Below are 14,197 nucleotides of genomic sequence, written 5' to 3' on the forward strand. Positions count from 1 at the left end.
CCGGCATGCTCGCCCCGCCTCGTCCGGGCTGGCACGTCCGGTCCGTCCGCCCGGTCCGTCCGGTCCAGCTCGACTGGTCCGGCCCGCTCGGTCTGGCCCGACCTGACCCGATCCGGCCCGACCTGGCCCGCCCGGCCTGGCACACCCGGCACGCCCTGTCCGGTCTGGCACGCTCGACTCAGCCCGTCCGGTCTGGCCGCTCGGCCTGGCCCGCCCGGTCCGGCCCGCCTGCCTGGTACGCCGGTCCGGCATGCCGGCCTGGTGTGCCCGTCCGTCGGCGTCGGCGGACGGCCTCCGTCGTCCCGTGCGACTACGCGGACACGTCCGTCGACTACGCGCTGCGAGGTCCCGCTCCCCGCCGGGGGTGAAGAAATCTCCTCACATCGCGTAATAACACCTGATCAGGGTCGGGCGAACGCATCGCCCCACCTACCCCGGTTGTCGGCTCCGGCCACCCGGGGCGCAGGATGGTGGGACGATGGGGCAAGGACGAGTGCACTACGGCGAGGCGAGGGGATAGATGAGCGCAGAGTTCGGCCGCCGCTCCGGCACGCGGGGCAGGATCTCCCAGTGGCTGCGCGGACGCCGGCCCAAGGCCCCCGCGGAGACCTCCGCCGGCGGGCGTGAGGCCCTGCTGCTCGCCGCCGCCGCCGCCGGGCTGCCGCTCGCGCAGGCCGCGTACCCCTCCGGCTACCGCTGTTCGTGTGACCGCGTCGGCTGCCCCACGCCCGCGCGCCACCCCGTCTCCTTCGCCTGGCAGACGCAGTCGACCACCGACCGCGCGCAGATCGAGCGCTGGGCCAGGCACCAGCCGAAGGCGAACTTCATCACCGCGACCGGCATGGTGCACGACGTCCTCGACGTGCCGCTGGACGCCGGGCGCGAGGCGCTGGCGCGGATGCTGGCCTCCGACATCGAGGTCGGCCCCGTCGCGGAGACCGGCGACGGCCGCATGCTCTTCTTCACCCTCACCCGCGGTACGCCCGAGGACGAGGACGAGTGGTGGCCCTGCGAGCTGGACTGCCACCCGGAGACGATGGACGAGCACCCCGGCTTCCGCTGGCACTGCCGCGGCTCGTACGTGCTCGTACCGCCTGCCCAGCTGCCGGGCGGCCTGAGCGTCGACTGGGTGCGCGGCCCCGAGCATCCGCTGCCGGACCCGCTCACGCTCCTGGAGATCCTGACCGACGAATGCGCCCGCTACGCCGGGGAGAACGGCGCGGACCAGCTCGCCGCCTGGCCCCACCGGGGCTGAGCCCCGCCGGCTCGGGCAGGTCGAGCGCGCGCCCCGGGAACGGGTGGGCGCACCCGGCGCGGGTAGCCACGCCGGGTCACTCGCCCTCGGCTCCCGTCAGCCCCTCGATCCGCCCGAGGACGGACACCTGAGGCTTGCCCGAACCCTTCAACGGGTCCAGGACGGCCTGGTTGGAGACGAACTCCAGGGTCAGGGACTGCTTGATCTCGCCGGTCGTCAGGGCCCGAACGTCCGCGCCGGGGGCGGGAATCCCGATGCCCGCGGCGGCGGTCTCCTTCTCGTAGCGGTGCGTGGCGAAGAACACCAGCGCCCCGCCGTCCGAGGTGCGCAGCCCCACCGGCGCGTAGTCGCCCGAGGTCAGCGGCTGATCGATGTACTGCCGGGCGAGGCCGGGCTTGCTGGCGGAACTCTCGCGCTGGGTCCGCCACTGCGAGGTGTGGATGCCCGGGGCGAAGGTGTCGCCACCGGCCTTCAGATAGGTCGCGTACGACCGGCCGAGCCTCGCCGGCTCGATCGCGAGCGCCGGGTCGTCGCCCGTGACCGGCTGCGCCCAGCCGCCCTCGTCCTTCGTGAACTTCGGTACGTCACCGGCCCCGAGGACCGTCAGATACGAGGCCTGCCAGAGCTCGTCGGCACTGCCCCGGGTGAAGACGAGCAGCCAACGGCTGCCCGGCGCGCCCTTGTTGGCCGCGGTGTTCGCCACGAACCAGCGCGGCCAGCCCGCCTTCGCGGGGATCGAGAAATCGGCGTCGCTGAACTCCAGCGCCGAATGCGCGGGATTCCCGGACGGGTTGTTCACCCGTCCGGCCTTCAGCTTGGCAGCGTCGATGGCCGCCAGCGGACCGGCCACCCGGTCCGCGTCCGCGGAACGGTCGTACGTCGCGTCCGCCTTGTTGTAGGCGGCGGTGAAGTCCTTGAGCGCGCGGGCGGCTTCGGTGCGGGTCGCGGCGGGGACGACCTCCCGCTCGCCGTGCACCACCACGCAGCCGCCCGCCGCGGACGACAGGACGGTCACCGTCACCGTCGCCAGGGCGAGACGGCCCAGGGCGAAGCGGATGGGACTACGAGGCCTTCGTGGGCTGCGACCCGTGCGAAGTCTGCTCATCAGGTGCCTTCACCTTCCCCTTCCCGGAGGCGAACCCTACCGGGGCGAGGAAGATCGTGAGCGTAGGGACCAAGTACAGCGCCCACACCGTGACCTGAAGGACGGTCGGGTCGGGCTGGAAGTTGAAGACACCCTTGAGCAGGGTGCCGTACCAGCTCGTCGGATCGATCGTGTTGCTGATGTCGAACGCGAGGTTCGTCAGGCCGGGGATGAAGTCGGCCTCCTGGAGGTCGTGGACGCCGTACGCGAGCACGCCCGCGGCGACGACGACCAGCATGCCGCCGGTCCAGGTGAAGAACTTGGCGAGGTTGATCTTCAGGGCGCCCCGGTAGAAGAGCCAGCCGAGGAGGACCGCGGTGGCCAGGCCCAGCGCCACACCGATCAGCGGGCGGGGGGTGCCGTCGCTGGCCGCGTGCACCGACGCCCACACGAACAGGGCCGTCTCCAGTCCTTCCCGGCCGACCGCCAGGAACGCCGTGGCGACCAGCGCGCCCGTTCCCATGGCGAGCGCCGCGTCCAGTTTGCCGTGCAGTTCGGACTTCAGGTGCCGGGCGGTGCGCCGCATCCAGAAGACCATCCACGTCACCAGACCCACGGCGAGGATCGACAGCGAACCGCCGAGCCCCTCCTGCGCCTGGAACGTCATCTCCTGGGAGCCGAATTCGAGGAGGCAGCCGAAGGCGAGCGCCACGGCGATGGCGACGCCGATGCCGATCCAGATCGGCTTCAGGGCGTCCCTGCGGTCCGTCTTCACCAGGTAGGCGATGAGGATGCAGACGACGAGGCTGGCCTCCAGGCCCTCGCGGAGACCGATCAGATAGTTGCTGAACACGGCTACGCCTCCTTGGAGAACAGCGTCCGGCCCCACCAGTCGTCCTTGTCCCGGACGCCGGGCGGGACGGCGAAGACCGCCGAACTCACGTGCTGGATGTACTCGTTGAGCGCGTCGGAACGCGACAGGCTGCGCTGCAGGGGGATGAACCCCTTGCGCACGTCGCGCTGGTACGCGAGGAAGAACAGGCCCGCTTCGAGCCGGCCGAGGCCGTCCGTGCCGTCCGTGAAGGAGTAGCCGCGGCGCAGGATCGTGATCCCGTCGTTGGAGTCGGGGTGCGCGAGCCGGACGTGGGCGTCGGGCTTCATGGCCTTCAGGAACGGCTTGTCGTGCTCCTTGGCCTTGCCGGCCGGAGCGCCCTCGCCCTTGTCGCGGCCGAAGACGTCCTCCTGCTCCTGGAGCGAAGTGCGGTCCCACGTCTCGATGTTCATCCGGATGCGCCGGGCGACGAGGTAGGAACCACCGGTCATCCAGGACGAGTTCGTGCCGCCGTCCTTCCCGTCGGCCCACACGAACTTGTCCAGCCGCGCGGTCTCGGTGCCCGCGATGTTGCGGGTGCCGTCCTTGAAGCCCATGAGGTTGCGCGGGGTCTGCGCGTCCGGGGTCGTCGACGAGGTCTTGCCGAAGCCGAGCTGCGACCAGCGGATGGCGACCTTGCCGAAGCCGATGCGGGCCAGGTTGCGGATGGCGTGCACCGCCACCTGCGGGTCGTCGGCGCAGGCCTGGACGCACAGGTCGCCGTTGCTGCGGGCCTTGTCGAGGTTGTCGCCCGGGAACTCCGGCAGGTCGACGAGCGCCTCCGGCCGCCGGTCCGCCAGACCGAACTTCTCGAACAGCGACGGACCGAAGCCGATCGTCAGCGTCAGCCGCGAGGGCTTGAGCCCCAGCGCCTCACCGGTGTCGTCCGGCGGTGCCTCGGCCAGACCGCCGTACGCGCCCTCGCCGACCGTGTGCCCGGCGGTCATCCGGGCGGCCGCCTGTGTCCAGTCCTTGAGGAGCTGGACGAACTCGGCGCGGTCGTCCGTCTTCACGTCGAACGCGGCGAAGTGCAGCCGGTCCTGGACCGCTGTCGCGATGCCCGCCTGGTGCGTGCCGTGGAAGGGGACGGCGGCGCCGGTGTCGGCGCCGGCCGGATCGACGTCGTTGCCGGCCCGGGTCATCGCGACGGCGCCGCCGGCCGCGGCGGCACCGAGCGCGAGCCCGGCACCGCCCCAGCCGATCAGGGAACGCCGGGTCGGCGCCGGGCCGGTATCGGCGGACCTGACGGCTCGCGTGCCGTCCGTGCCCTCCGTGCCGTCCGTGGCGTCCATGCTGTCCGAGGTGTCCGAAGTGTCCGTCATGGCGTTGCTCCTACTTCACGACGGCGGCGGCGAGCTTGGAAAGGGGCTCTGCGAGCGCGTTGACCGCGTCCGAGAGCTCCTTGCGGTCGGCCTTGCCGACCTTGTCGTACGACACGAAGCCGTCCGAGGTCTTGTCCGTCCGGTACTTGTCCAGCAGCTTGTTCAGCGCGGCGAACTGCTTGTCGAGCTCCGTCGTCAGCGCCGCGTCGTTCTCCGCGGCGACCGGCTTGAGCAGCTCGTACGCCTTCTGCGCGCCGTCGACGTTGCCCTTGAAGTCGCTGAGGTCGGTGTGCGAGTAGCGGTCCTCCTCGCCGGTGACCTTGCCGGTGGCGACCTCGTCGAGCAGTTCCTTGGCGCCGTTGGCCATGGAGGTCGGGGTGATCTCGGCCTTGCCGACGCGCTTCTGCCAGTCGGTCAGGTCGGTGACGAGCTGGTCGGCGAGGGTCTTCTGCTCGTCACCGATCTTCTTGTCCGCCCACAGCGCCTTCTCCAGCGCGTGCCAGCCGGTCCACTTCTGGCCCTTCTCCAGGCCGTCGGCGCGGGTGTCGGTCTTGGGGTCGATGTCACCGAACGACTCGGCGATCGGCTCGGTGCTCTCCCAGCCGACGCGCGAGGGGGCGTAGGCCTTCTTGGCCGCCTCCAGGTCGCCGGCCTTGACGGCGTCGGCGAACGTCTTCACCTTCGGCATGGTGGTGTCGGCCTCCGCCTGGGCCCAGGCGCGGTAATTGGCGACGGCCTTGTCCAGGCGCGGGTCCCGCTTGGCGACCTTGCCGCCGGTCACGGTGAGCTTCTGGCGGACGCCGCGGCCCTTCATCCCCGGGCGGCAGGCGATCTCGTACGCGCCGGCCTTCACCTCGGCGGTCAGCGTGTACTTGGTGCCGGGGCCGATGTTCTCCTTCTCGGAGACGATCCGGTCGTCGGGGAAGACGATCTCGACCTCGGTGGCCTGGGACCCCTTGTTCTCGATCTTCAGCGTCACCTGGCCGGACGGCACGGTCTTGGTCGAGGTGTCGCACTTGGAGTCCGCGGCCGTCACCTGGATCGCGTCGCCGTTCTTCGCGTCGCTCTTCTGGGTGCAACCCGTGACGGCGGCCAGAGTCGCCGCGGCGGCGGCAGCGGTGACAACGGAGAGTCGGACGGCTCGCATTCAGGCTCCAAGAGAAGTCGGACAAGCCGCACGGCAAGATCCGTTCGGCATGGTGAGGCTGGCCTAACTTATCTGAGGCTTGCCTCACTGATACCCAGTCGTACGGTGATTCAGCTCTCACAGATGCCGGACAGGAACGGCTTGATCACGGTGACTCAAATCGGATCCCATGGAATCGTCAAGGGATGGTCAAGCCTCGGCTTGGTGGTGAAGAGCGCGGCCCCGGTCCTGGGGTGTGGGAACACCTCGACCTGTTGTCGGTACACGTCCGTCAGCGGCCGGTCGGTGAAGACCTCGGCCGGTCCGCCGTGGGCCGCGACACGACCGGCGCACAGAAGCGCGACCCGGTGCGCGTAGGCGGCCGCCAGACCCGGATCGTGCGACACCACGACCACCGCGCCACCGGCGTGCGCCCTTTCGCGGCACACCCGTAGCGCCAACTCCTGGTCTCGCAGGCCGAGTGCGGCCGTCGGTTCGTCGAGCAGCAGCAGCGGGGCGCGCTGCGCGAGCACCCGGACCGGCGCCACCCGCGCCCGCTCCCAGCCGCTGGGCGCGCCGAACGAGCGCGCCGCGAACGCGGTGACCTCGGTGACCGCCTCGTCGTCCCCGTCGTCGCCCCGCGGGGCGTGGGCCCAGGGTGCCCGGCCCATCCGGACGACCTCCTCGACGGTGAACGGCAGTCATGGTCTCGACCTCACCTTCAGCGGCCCTCAGCGACGACGCCCAGTTGGCGGAGTCGGCGGGAACGGTGGAAACGGCGGCTCCGGCCGCCCGTTCACGACACCGTTCCCTGGACCAGTGGGCGTCCGGGGGCGGGCGGGGCAGGCGGGTCGGGCCTGCGGGGCACCGATCGCGCGGATGGTGTTTGAATGCCGGAGTGACTGACTACGACGTGCTGCGGGTCTTCTGCGGACCAGGCGGCGGGTATGGCAATGAGCTCGGTGTCGTGCGCGAGGGCTCCGTGATGCCGGACCGCGCGGAGCGGCAGGAGTTCGCCGCGAAGCTCGGCTTCAGCGAGACCGTGTTCGTCGACGACCCCGAGCGCGGGGTCATCGACATCTACACCCCGACGCTGCGGCTGCCGTTCGCCGGTCACCCCTGTGTCGGGGTGGGCTGGCTGCTCGACGTGCCCGAACTGGTCACGCCCGCCGGTGTGGTGGGAGTCCGGCTGGACGGCGAGTTCAGCTGGATCGAGGCACGGTCCGAGTGGGCGCCGCCGCGCACGCTCCGGCGGCACGGGTCCGCGGCCGAGGTCGAAGCGCTCGACGTGCCGCCGTCGGGGGAGTGGATCTACGCCTGGGCCTGGGAGGACGAGGCCGGCGGGCGGGTGCGGGCCCGTGCCTTTCCCGGCCGCAACGACGGCATCGAGGAGGACGAGGCCACCGGGGCGGCGGCACTGCTGCTGACCCAGCAACTCGGCCGGGCCCTCAACATCACCCAGGGCGTCGGCTCGCAGATCCTCACGGCCCCCCAGCCGAACGACTGGGTCGAGGTGGGCGGCCGGGTCCGCCTGGAACGCTGAGAGCGTCCGGACGCACGGAACCGAGCAACGGGCCCCGCACACGGACGTGACGGCCCCCGTGGGGGCGCGGGAAACCGCGCGGCCCGCCCCCACCGGTCCGCGACCGCGCGGACCGCGTTGCCCTCCCGGACGGTGATGGGGCAGGGGGCAGGGGGAACCCGGGCCCCGGAGCGGACGGTCACGCGGTCAGCGGGAACTCCTCGCCGAGGGCCCTGAACACCCCGGTGTTCAGGGCGAAAGCCCGCTTGCACTCCGCCACGATCCGCTGCTTCTCCAGGTCGTCGGCCGGGACACCGTCCAGCAGTTCGCGATAACCCCGCTTGAACGCGGCCGGGTTGGCGATGTCCTCGAACACGTAGAAGCGGACGCCGTCCCCCTTGCGGCTGAAGCCCCAGGTCTGTTCGGCCTTGCCGCGGATGATCTGGCCGCCGGACAGATCCCCGAGATACCGGGTGTAGTGGTGGGCGACATAGCCGCCCGGCCACTCGCGGGCGCACCGCGTGACCCGGTCCGCGTACGCGCGGGTCGCCGGCAGCGCGGTGAGCGTGTCACGCCAGTCGGGGCCTCGCAGATGGGCGAGGTCGCGTTCCAGGGCGGTGCGGCGCAGCAGTTCGGGGCGCAGGAAGGGCCCGGCCACCGGATCGGCGGCCAGCCGCCCGGCTTCCGCCTCCAACGCCTCGTACACGAACCACAACTGCTCCGTGTAGCGGGCGTACGCCTCGACGCCGAGCCGGCCGCCGAGCAGGTCGCCCATGAACGTCGAGGTCTCCGCCTCGGTGTGCTGCTCGTGCGACGCGGTGCGGATGAGCGTCGAGAAGGGTGTGCCCGCCGGGTTCGAGGCGGCGGGCGCGCTCATCGCGGCCGACGTGTCCGACGCGTTCATGGGGCCTCCGGAGCCGATGAGGAAGGGCGGGAGCGGTGCAAGATCAATCGCATCTTCTATAGTTAGGCTTACCTAAGTCAATAGCCTTCCCGACATCCTGTCGGTAAAACCGTACCCCGGTTCCCCGTCGCGTCCACATGAGAGAACCCGCCCTGTGGACAGGACGGGTTCAGGGGGCTCGGAGAGCCCGGGAACTCAAGGCCGCCGGGCGGCGCGGGGACTTTGGACGGCTACGGCAGGGTGAGGATCTCGGCGCCGCTCCCGGTGACGACGAGGGTGTGCTCGAACTGCGCCGTGCGCCTGCGGTCCTTCGTCACGACCGTCCACCCGTCGTCCCACATGTCGTACTCGTGCGTGCCGAGCGTGAGCATGGGCTCGATGGTGAAGGTCATCCCGGGCTGCATGACGGTGGCCGCGTTCGGGTTGTCGTAGTGCGGGACGATCAGACCGGAGTGGAACGAGGAGTTGATCCCGTGGCCGGTGAAGTCCCGGACGACCCCGTACCCGAAGCGCTTCGCGTACGACTCGATGACCCGCCCGATGATGTTGATCTGGCGCCCGGGCCTGACCGCCTTGATCGCGCGGTCGAGGGACTCCCGGGTCCGCTCGACCAGGAGCCTCGACTCCTCGTCGACGGCGCCGACCAGGTAGGTCGCGTTGTTGTCGCCGTGCACACCGCCGATGTACGCCGTGACGTCGAGGTTGATGATGTCGCCGTCACGCAGGACCGTGGAGTCGGGGATGCCGTGGCAGATGACCTCGTTGACCGAGGTGCACAGCGATTTGGGGAAGCCGCGGTAGCCGAGGGTCGACGGGTAGGCGCCGTGGTCGCACATGTAGGCGTGCGCGACCCGGTCCAGCTCGTCGGTCGTGACACCGGGCGCGATGAGCTTCGCGGCCTCGGCCATCGCCTGCGCGGCGATCCGCCCGGCGATCCGCATCGCCTCGATCGTCTCGGGTGTCTGCACCTCCGGTCCGGTGTACGGCGTGGGGGCGGGCTTTCCCACGTACTCGGGACGCCTGATGTTTCCCGGTACGGGACGGGTGGGAGAAAGCTCCCCTGGTACGAGCAGCGACTGGCCAGACATGGCAGCGAGTCTAACCAGCGGGCATGGGGGAACATGTCCTAGGCGAAAGGAGCTGGTGATGGCCCTGTTCAAGAAGCGGACGGTCGGCAAGCCCGGCGAGTGGTACTACTGCCTGGAGCACAAGAAGGTCGAGGAGGGCCCCGAGTGCCCGGCCAAGGACCGCTTCGGCCCGTACGCCACCCGCGCGGAGGCCGAACACGCGATGGACCTCGCGCGTGAGCGGAACCTGGAGTGGGAGACGGACCCGAAGTGGCACGACGCGTCGGGCAAGGCACCGGGCAGCGAGGACGGCTGAGGCACGGGGTTCCGGGGCCGGCCTTGGCGCCGGGTCCCGGTGCGTGACCGTACGGTCGGGCCAGGACGCCGTGACCGGGGGCGCCGGAGGGCGGTCCTCGGGCCGCGCGGAGCGCGTCCGCGGGGCGTGCTCGTTCGTGCGGCCGTCGTACGGCAGCGGCTTCGGGAGGCCGGCGGCGAGCGGCCCCACCGCTCCGACGTGAAGCGCGCCGCCGGCCCGGACCGGCGCCCGTACGTCTACCACCGGTACGACGGTGGGGCCGTCAGTTGGTCCGCGATGCGGGACAGGCGGTCGCGGAAGCGGTGCCGGCCCCGGGAGGAGGGCAGCGAGTTCTCCCCGGCCGCCGCGCCGACCAGATGCTGCACGGTGTCGAGGTCGAGCTCGGGATCCGGCGGCACCGCGAGCGACTCGTGGGCCAGCGCCGACAGCTCGCCCTCGCCCCCGGACAGGGCCATGACCGTCGCCCCGGCCCTGCGGGCGTCGTGCACCCGCTCCAGCAGCGCGGCCCCGGGCGCGTCAGGCGCCACCACCAGCAGCGTCTCCCCGCGCCTGGCCGCCTCGATCCGCCCGAGCCCCACCGCCAGATGAGCCGGATCGGACTCCCGAGCCCCGTGCCGCACCAGCGTCGGCGACAGCTCCGGCGTCCCCGACCACGCCGCCTCGTCCACCAGATGCGCCGCGAGGTGCCAGGGCTCGTACTCCTCCGAACCGACCAGCAGCAGCCCGCCGCCGTACGCCACCACCGATCCCCGCAGCGTTCCCCCGAACCGCCGTGTCGCCCCCAGCCATTCGGTCCCGGCGAGCACTTCACGCAGCAACGCGACCCGTACGGCATCCATGACCGCATCCTGCCGCAACCGGCCACTCGTGACCCGGAGTTCACCACGAATTCGCCCGAGTTGGGCAGAAACCCACACCACTGACCCCACCAGCAACCGCAGCAGGGAGCCCGGCCATGACACAGTCGAGCGCAGACCCCGGCACCGTTACGGACACCGGCGTGGAGACGAGCACGAGCACGGACACGGGTACGGACGCCGGCGTCGGGACGGGCGCGGCTGCCGGAGTGAGCGTTCCGTTCCGTGCCGGGCGCGAGGGGTACGCCAGCTTCCGCATCCCGGCCGTCGTCGCCACCCGGACCGGCACTCTGCTGGCCTTCTGCGAAGGCAGGGTCGGCTCCGCGAACGACCACGGACACATCGCCATCGTGCTCAAGCGCTCCGCGGACGGCGGCCGGACCTGGGGCCCGCTCCGGACCGTCGCGGACAACGGGGCCGACCTCGCCGGCAACCCCGCGCCCGTCGTCCTCGACACCGGCCGCGTCCTGCTCGTCCACGTCCGCAGCGCGGCGACCGCGTCCGAGGACGCCCTGCTGCGCGGCAAGGTGAAACCGGCCGACGGGCGGCGCGTGTGGGTGCAGCACAGCGACGACGACGGGCTCACCTGGTCGGCCCCGAAGGAGATCACCGCGCAGGTGAAGAAGGCGGCCTGGCGGTGGTACGCCACCACGCCGGGGCACGCCCTCCAACTGGGCTCCGGCCGGGTGGTGGTCCCCGGCAACCACACACTGCCGCCCACCGGGACGGACAACGGCACCGAGGCCAAGTACAACAGCGGCCACTGCCTGCTCAGCGACGACCGCGGCGCGACCTGGTACCTCGGCTACATCGACGAGAACACCAACGGCTACATCAACGCCAACGAGACCACCGCCGCCGAACTCCCGGACGGCCGCGTCTACTTCAACACCCGCAACGACTCCCCGTCGCCCGGCAACCGCGCCGACGCCCACTCCCTCGACGGCGGCAGAACCCTGGCCAGACCGTTCCGGCCGCAGGCCGGGCTCGTCACCCCGGTCGTCCAGGGCAGCCTGCTCCAGCTCCGCGACCCGGACCTGCTCCTGTACTCGGGGCCCGCGGACCCGGAGTACCGCGCCCTGATGACGGTCCGCGCCTCGGCCGACGGCGGCACCACCTGGCGTCCGGTGCACACGGTGGACGGGCTGCCCGCCGCGTACTCCGATCTCGTCCGCGTCGACACCACCACCGTCGGACTCCTCTACGAGACGGGCGACTTCGGGGCGTACGAGACGATCACCTTCCGTCGGGTTCCGCTGACCGCCCTCGGGTGACCGTCGTCACCCGGGACGCTCGGTCACCTCACGCGTGTTGCCGCGCCGAGCGCACGTAAAGTCGGCCCATGACCTCTACTGACAGTGCACAGAAGGCCCCCGCCAAGGACCCCTGGGACCTGCCCGACGTGTCCGGGCTCGTCGTCGGCGTGCTCGGTGGCACCGGTCCGCAGGGCAAGGGCCTCGCCCACCGCCTCGCCAGGGCGGGACAGAAGGTGATCATCGGCTCGCGCGCCGCGGACCGCGCGCAGGCCGCCGCCGAGGAGCTCGGCAACGGTGTGGAGGGAGCCGACAACGCGGAGACCGCGCGGCGCAGCGACATCGTGATCGTCGCCGTGCCGTGGGAGGGCCACGGCAAGACCCTCGAATCGCTGCGCGAGGAACTGGCCGGAAAACTGGTCGTCGACTGCGTCAACCCGCTCGGTTTCGACAAGCAGGGCGCGTACGCGCTGAAGCCGGAGGAGGGCAGCGCCGCCGAACAGGCCGCCGCCCTGCTGCCCGACTCCCGGGTCACCGCGGCCTTCCACCATCTCTCCGCCGTACTTCTCTCGGACCCGGAGATCGAGGAGATCGACACCGATGTGATGGTCCTCGGCGAGGAGCGGGCCGATGTGGAGATCGTCCAGGCGCTCGCGGGCCGCATCCCCGGCATGCGGGGCGTCTTCTCCGGCCGGCTGCGCAACGCCCATCAGGTCGAGGCACTCGTCGCCAACCTGATCTCGGTGAACCGGCGCTACAAGGCACACGCGGGCCTGCGGGTGACGGACGTCTGAGTCGCGTGGGGGACACTGGTGCGAAGCAGTGTCCCCCCGACAGGAGCCGACCCCATGCCCCGCCTCGCTCTCTACGCCCTCGCCGTCTGTGTCCTCTCCGTGGCCGCGGCCGTCGTCTCGTTCGTCCAGGGGAGCTGGCTGGGCGTCGTATGGGTGCTGTTGGCGGGCCTGTCGTCGAACATGACCTGGTACTACGCGCGGCGCGGCAGGGCGTAGCGTCCGGTCAGGACTTCAGGCAGATGTCGTTGTTCTCCTGCCAGAAGCGGTAGAGCCACTGTCCGCAGTCGGCGTCGCCGGTGCCGATGCCCAGACCGCGCAGGATGGCGTCGATCATGTCGAAGAACTCCCGGTTCACCGGCGCGAGCCACAGCAGCCCGAACACCGCGAGCAGACCGAACGGCGCGAACGGTTCGACCTGACGGCGCACGCCGTACGACAGCCAGGGCTCGATCACGCCGTAGCCGTCCAGGCCCGGGACGGGCAGGAAGTTCAGGATCGCGGCCGTGACCTGGAGCAGCGCGAGGAAGGCCAGCGCGTAGCGGAAGGCCGCCGGGACGCCGTCCACGGCGTGCAGCCAGAACGGCGCCGTGCACACGACGGCGAACAGGACGTTGGTCAGCGGGCCCGCCGCCGAGACCAGGCTGTGCTTCCAGCGGCCATGGATCCGGCCGCGTTCGATGAAGACCGCGCCACCCGGCAGACCGATCCCGCCCAAGATCACGAAGATCACCGGCAGCACGATGCTCAGCAGGGCGTGCGTGTACTTCAGAGGGTTCAGCGTCAGATAGCCCTTGGCGCCGATCGAGATGTCTCCGCTGTGCAGCGCGGTGCGCGCGTGCGCGTACTCGTGCAGGCAGAGGGAGACGACCCAGGCCGCTGTTACGAACAGGAAGACGGCCACGCCGGGCTGCTCGGCGAACCCGGTCCAGGTGGCCCAGCCGGCCACCGCCATGACGGCCACGATCCCGACGAAGACGGGACTGATCCTCCGGTCGCTGCGGCGGGTCGCGGCGGTGGTCATGGGACTCCCTGGACTGGCGGGGCTGGTACATGTGTGCTCGGGCCTGCCCGACCGTACCGGGCTCACGCCGAAAACGTCTCGCCATCGGGCATTGGTTCCGGGGAGGGTGGGGGGATGGGGCGATGGCGGGTGTTCTACGCGGACTGGCAGATGGAGTGCTGCGGCACCCCCTTCTCGGTCGGGGACCAGGTGACCTGGCTGCTGGTGCTGAACGACCCGGACGAGGTGCTCGGCGGCGGCTGGTCCGCGGAACTCGGCGAGATCACGGCGACGGTGGACCTGGTGCCCGGCGAGGACGGACCGGTCCGGCTGCTGCGCGCGGACGACGGCCTGGCCGCGGCCCTCGCCGCCGACCCGTGTGATCCCGACGCCCCCGACGCCCCCGACGCCCCCGACGCCCCCGACGCGGCGGGCGGCCAGGGTGGGCCGGGTGATTCCCGGGGCCCGGGCGGCTCTCGCGATGATCGCGGGAATCCGGGTGATCTCGGGGGACCGGGCGATGGCGATGGCGGGAACGTGGGTGAGGATGGGGCCGGGGCCGGGCTGGGGCGACGGGTTCGTCGGACCGGGCTGCTCACCGTCGAGCGGCACAGTTCCGGGTGGCCCGGGACGACGGGCATTGTCCGTACGATCCACCTGGTGCGCCGGGACGTCACGGACACCGCCCCCGGATCGCGTACCGGGGAACGGGCGCCCGCGACCCTCTCGTCGGAGGCCGTGGACCGCAGCCCCAAGTGGTTCGGCGAGGACGGCGCCGGAGTCCTGGCCGAACTCGACGTACCCGACCCCCGCACCTGACGTCACC

15 protein-coding genes and 1 pseudogene are annotated in these 14,197 nt (G+C 71.4%); 7 read left to right on the forward strand and 9 right to left on the reverse strand.

Going from position 1 to position 14,197, the window contains the following annotated elements:
• The first annotated feature begins 520 nt into the window (after window positions 1-520).
• Entirely contained in the window at window positions 521-1,255 is a 735-nt protein-coding gene (locus OHT01_RS27905; protein WP_328555856.1) for a bifunctional DNA primase/polymerase, read from the forward strand.
• Between the two features lie 76 nt (window positions 1,256-1,331).
• Here the strand turns inward: OHT01_RS27905 and OHT01_RS27910 are convergent, their stop codons facing one another.
• The 5 genes and pseudogenes from OHT01_RS27910 to OHT01_RS27930 form a co-directional block, all read right to left on the reverse strand.
• Entirely contained in the window at window positions 1,332-2,360 is a 1,029-nt protein-coding gene (locus OHT01_RS27910) for a hypothetical protein (protein ID WP_328555857.1), read from the reverse strand.
• Complete coding sequence (efeU, locus tag OHT01_RS27915) at window positions 2,317-3,192, reverse strand: iron uptake transporter permease EfeU (protein ID WP_328555858.1); 876 nt, start codon at window positions 3,190-3,192, stop codon at window positions 2,317-2,319. Before efeU ends, OHT01_RS27910 begins: the two co-directional genes overlap by 44 nt.
• A 2-nt stretch (window positions 3,193-3,194) precedes the next feature.
• Complete coding sequence (gene efeB / locus OHT01_RS27920; protein ID WP_328555859.1) at window positions 3,195-4,532, reverse strand: iron uptake transporter deferrochelatase/peroxidase subunit; 1,338 nt, start codon at window positions 4,530-4,532, stop codon at window positions 3,195-3,197.
• 10 nt (window positions 4,533-4,542) lie between these two features.
• Window positions 4,543-5,679, reverse strand: a complete 1,137-nt coding sequence (gene efeO / locus OHT01_RS27925) for an iron uptake system protein EfeO (RefSeq protein WP_328555860.1) — start codon at window positions 5,677-5,679, stop codon at window positions 4,543-4,545.
• Window positions 5,680-5,834: 155 nt separating this feature from the next.
• A pseudogene (locus OHT01_RS27930) lies at window positions 5,835-6,356 on the reverse strand (hemin ABC transporter ATP-binding protein); the annotation flags it as partial.
• 200 nt (window positions 6,357-6,556) lie between these two features.
• On the opposite strand from OHT01_RS27930, the gene OHT01_RS27935 reads away from it, so the two are divergent.
• Window positions 6,557-7,201 (forward strand): PhzF family phenazine biosynthesis protein, encoded by a 645-nt coding sequence (locus tag OHT01_RS27935; protein WP_328555861.1) that lies wholly within the window; start codon window positions 6,557-6,559, stop codon window positions 7,199-7,201.
• Between the two features lie 178 nt (window positions 7,202-7,379).
• Here the strand turns inward: OHT01_RS27935 and OHT01_RS27940 are convergent, their stop codons facing one another.
• Together OHT01_RS27940 and map are read right to left on the reverse strand one after the other, a co-directional pair.
• On the reverse strand, window positions 7,380-8,057 hold the full coding sequence (locus tag OHT01_RS27940) for a biliverdin-producing heme oxygenase (protein WP_328558297.1): 678 nt from the start codon (window positions 8,055-8,057) through the stop codon (window positions 7,380-7,382).
• Window positions 8,058-8,314: 257 nt separating this feature from the next.
• A complete protein-coding gene (gene map / locus OHT01_RS27945) occupies window positions 8,315-9,172 on the reverse strand; it encodes a type I methionyl aminopeptidase (protein WP_328555862.1) in 858 nt (285 codons plus the stop codon).
• A 58-nt stretch (window positions 9,173-9,230) separates the two neighbouring features.
• Between map and OHT01_RS27950 the strand changes: the two genes are divergently transcribed.
• Window positions 9,231-9,467: a hypothetical protein gene (locus OHT01_RS27950; RefSeq protein ID WP_328555863.1), complete on the forward strand. Its 237-nt coding sequence runs from the start codon at window positions 9,231-9,233 to the stop codon at window positions 9,465-9,467.
• A gap of 236 nt (window positions 9,468-9,703) precedes the next feature.
• On the opposite strand, the gene OHT01_RS27955 is transcribed toward OHT01_RS27950, so the two are convergent.
• Window positions 9,704-10,306 carry a hypothetical protein gene (locus tag OHT01_RS27955; protein WP_328555864.1) on the reverse strand — a complete coding sequence of 201 codons (603 nt, stop codon included), beginning with the start codon at window positions 10,304-10,306 and terminating at the stop codon, window positions 9,704-9,706.
• A gap of 116 nt (window positions 10,307-10,422) precedes the next feature.
• Here OHT01_RS27955 and OHT01_RS27960 point away from each other — a divergent pair, with 116 nt between their 5' ends.
• The 3 genes from OHT01_RS27960 (at window position 10,423) to OHT01_RS27970 (ending at window position 12,587) form a co-directional block, all read left to right on the forward strand.
• A complete protein-coding gene (locus OHT01_RS27960; protein WP_328555865.1) occupies window positions 10,423-11,598 on the forward strand; it encodes a sialidase family protein in 1,176 nt (391 codons plus the stop codon).
• A gap of 68 nt (window positions 11,599-11,666) precedes the next feature.
• Entirely contained in the window at window positions 11,667-12,371 is a 705-nt protein-coding gene (npdG, locus tag OHT01_RS27965) for an NADPH-dependent F420 reductase (RefSeq protein WP_328555866.1), read from the forward strand.
• A gap of 54 nt (window positions 12,372-12,425) precedes the next feature.
• Complete coding sequence (locus OHT01_RS27970; RefSeq protein ID WP_167347425.1) at window positions 12,426-12,587, forward strand: hypothetical protein; 162 nt, start codon at window positions 12,426-12,428, stop codon at window positions 12,585-12,587.
• 7 nt (window positions 12,588-12,594) lie between these two features.
• Here OHT01_RS27970 and OHT01_RS27975 read toward each other — a convergent pair whose 3' ends face one another.
• Window positions 12,595-13,392 carry a site-2 protease family protein gene (locus OHT01_RS27975; protein WP_328555867.1) on the reverse strand — a complete coding sequence of 266 codons (798 nt, stop codon included), beginning with the start codon at window positions 13,390-13,392 and terminating at the stop codon, window positions 12,595-12,597.
• Between the two features lie 114 nt (window positions 13,393-13,506).
• Between OHT01_RS27975 and OHT01_RS27980 the strand changes: the two genes are divergently transcribed.
• A complete protein-coding gene (locus OHT01_RS27980) occupies window positions 13,507-14,190 on the forward strand; it encodes a DUF6578 domain-containing protein (RefSeq protein ID WP_328555868.1) in 684 nt (227 codons plus the stop codon).
• The last annotated feature ends 7 nt before the right edge of the window (window positions 14,191-14,197 follow it).

Source organism: Streptomyces sp. NBC_00358 (genome assembly GCF_036099295.1).
Lineage (GTDB): Bacteria > Actinomycetota > Actinomycetes > Streptomycetales > Streptomycetaceae > Streptomyces.

Coding starts and splice junctions, on each gene's coding strand:
- OHT01_RS27960 (WP_328555865.1), top strand. CDS start 10,423: ATGACACAGTCGAGCGCAGACCCCGGCACCGTTACGGACACCGGCGTG.
- efeO (WP_328555860.1), bottom strand. CDS start 5,679: ATGCGAGCCGTCCGACTCTCCGTTGTCACCGCTGCCGCCGCCGCGGCG.
- OHT01_RS27950 (WP_328555863.1), top strand. CDS start 9,231: ATGGCCCTGTTCAAGAAGCGGACGGTCGGCAAGCCCGGCGAGTGGTAC.
- OHT01_RS27940 (WP_328558297.1), bottom strand. CDS start 8,057: ATGAGCGCGCCCGCCGCCTCGAACCCGGCGGGCACACCCTTCTCGACG.
- OHT01_RS27905 (WP_328555856.1), top strand. CDS start 521: ATGAGCGCAGAGTTCGGCCGCCGCTCCGGCACGCGGGGCAGGATCTCC.
- OHT01_RS27955 (WP_328555864.1), bottom strand. CDS start 10,306: ATGGATGCCGTACGGGTCGCGTTGCTGCGTGAAGTGCTCGCCGGGACC.
- OHT01_RS27970 (WP_167347425.1), top strand. CDS start 12,426: ATGCCCCGCCTCGCTCTCTACGCCCTCGCCGTCTGTGTCCTCTCCGTG.
- OHT01_RS27975 (WP_328555867.1), bottom strand. CDS start 13,392: ATGACCACCGCCGCGACCCGCCGCAGCGACCGGAGGATCAGTCCCGTC.
- map (WP_328555862.1), bottom strand. CDS start 9,172: ATGTCTGGCCAGTCGCTGCTCGTACCAGGGGAGCTTTCTCCCACCCGT.
- efeB (WP_328555859.1), bottom strand. CDS start 4,532: ATGACGGACACTTCGGACACCTCGGACAGCATGGACGCCACGGACGGC.
- OHT01_RS27910 (WP_328555857.1), bottom strand. CDS start 2,360: ATGAGCAGACTTCGCACGGGTCGCAGCCCACGAAGGCCTCGTAGTCCC.
- npdG (WP_328555866.1), top strand. CDS start 11,667: ATGACCTCTACTGACAGTGCACAGAAGGCCCCCGCCAAGGACCCCTGG.
- OHT01_RS27980 (WP_328555868.1), top strand. CDS start 13,507: ATGGGGCGATGGCGGGTGTTCTACGCGGACTGGCAGATGGAGTGCTGC.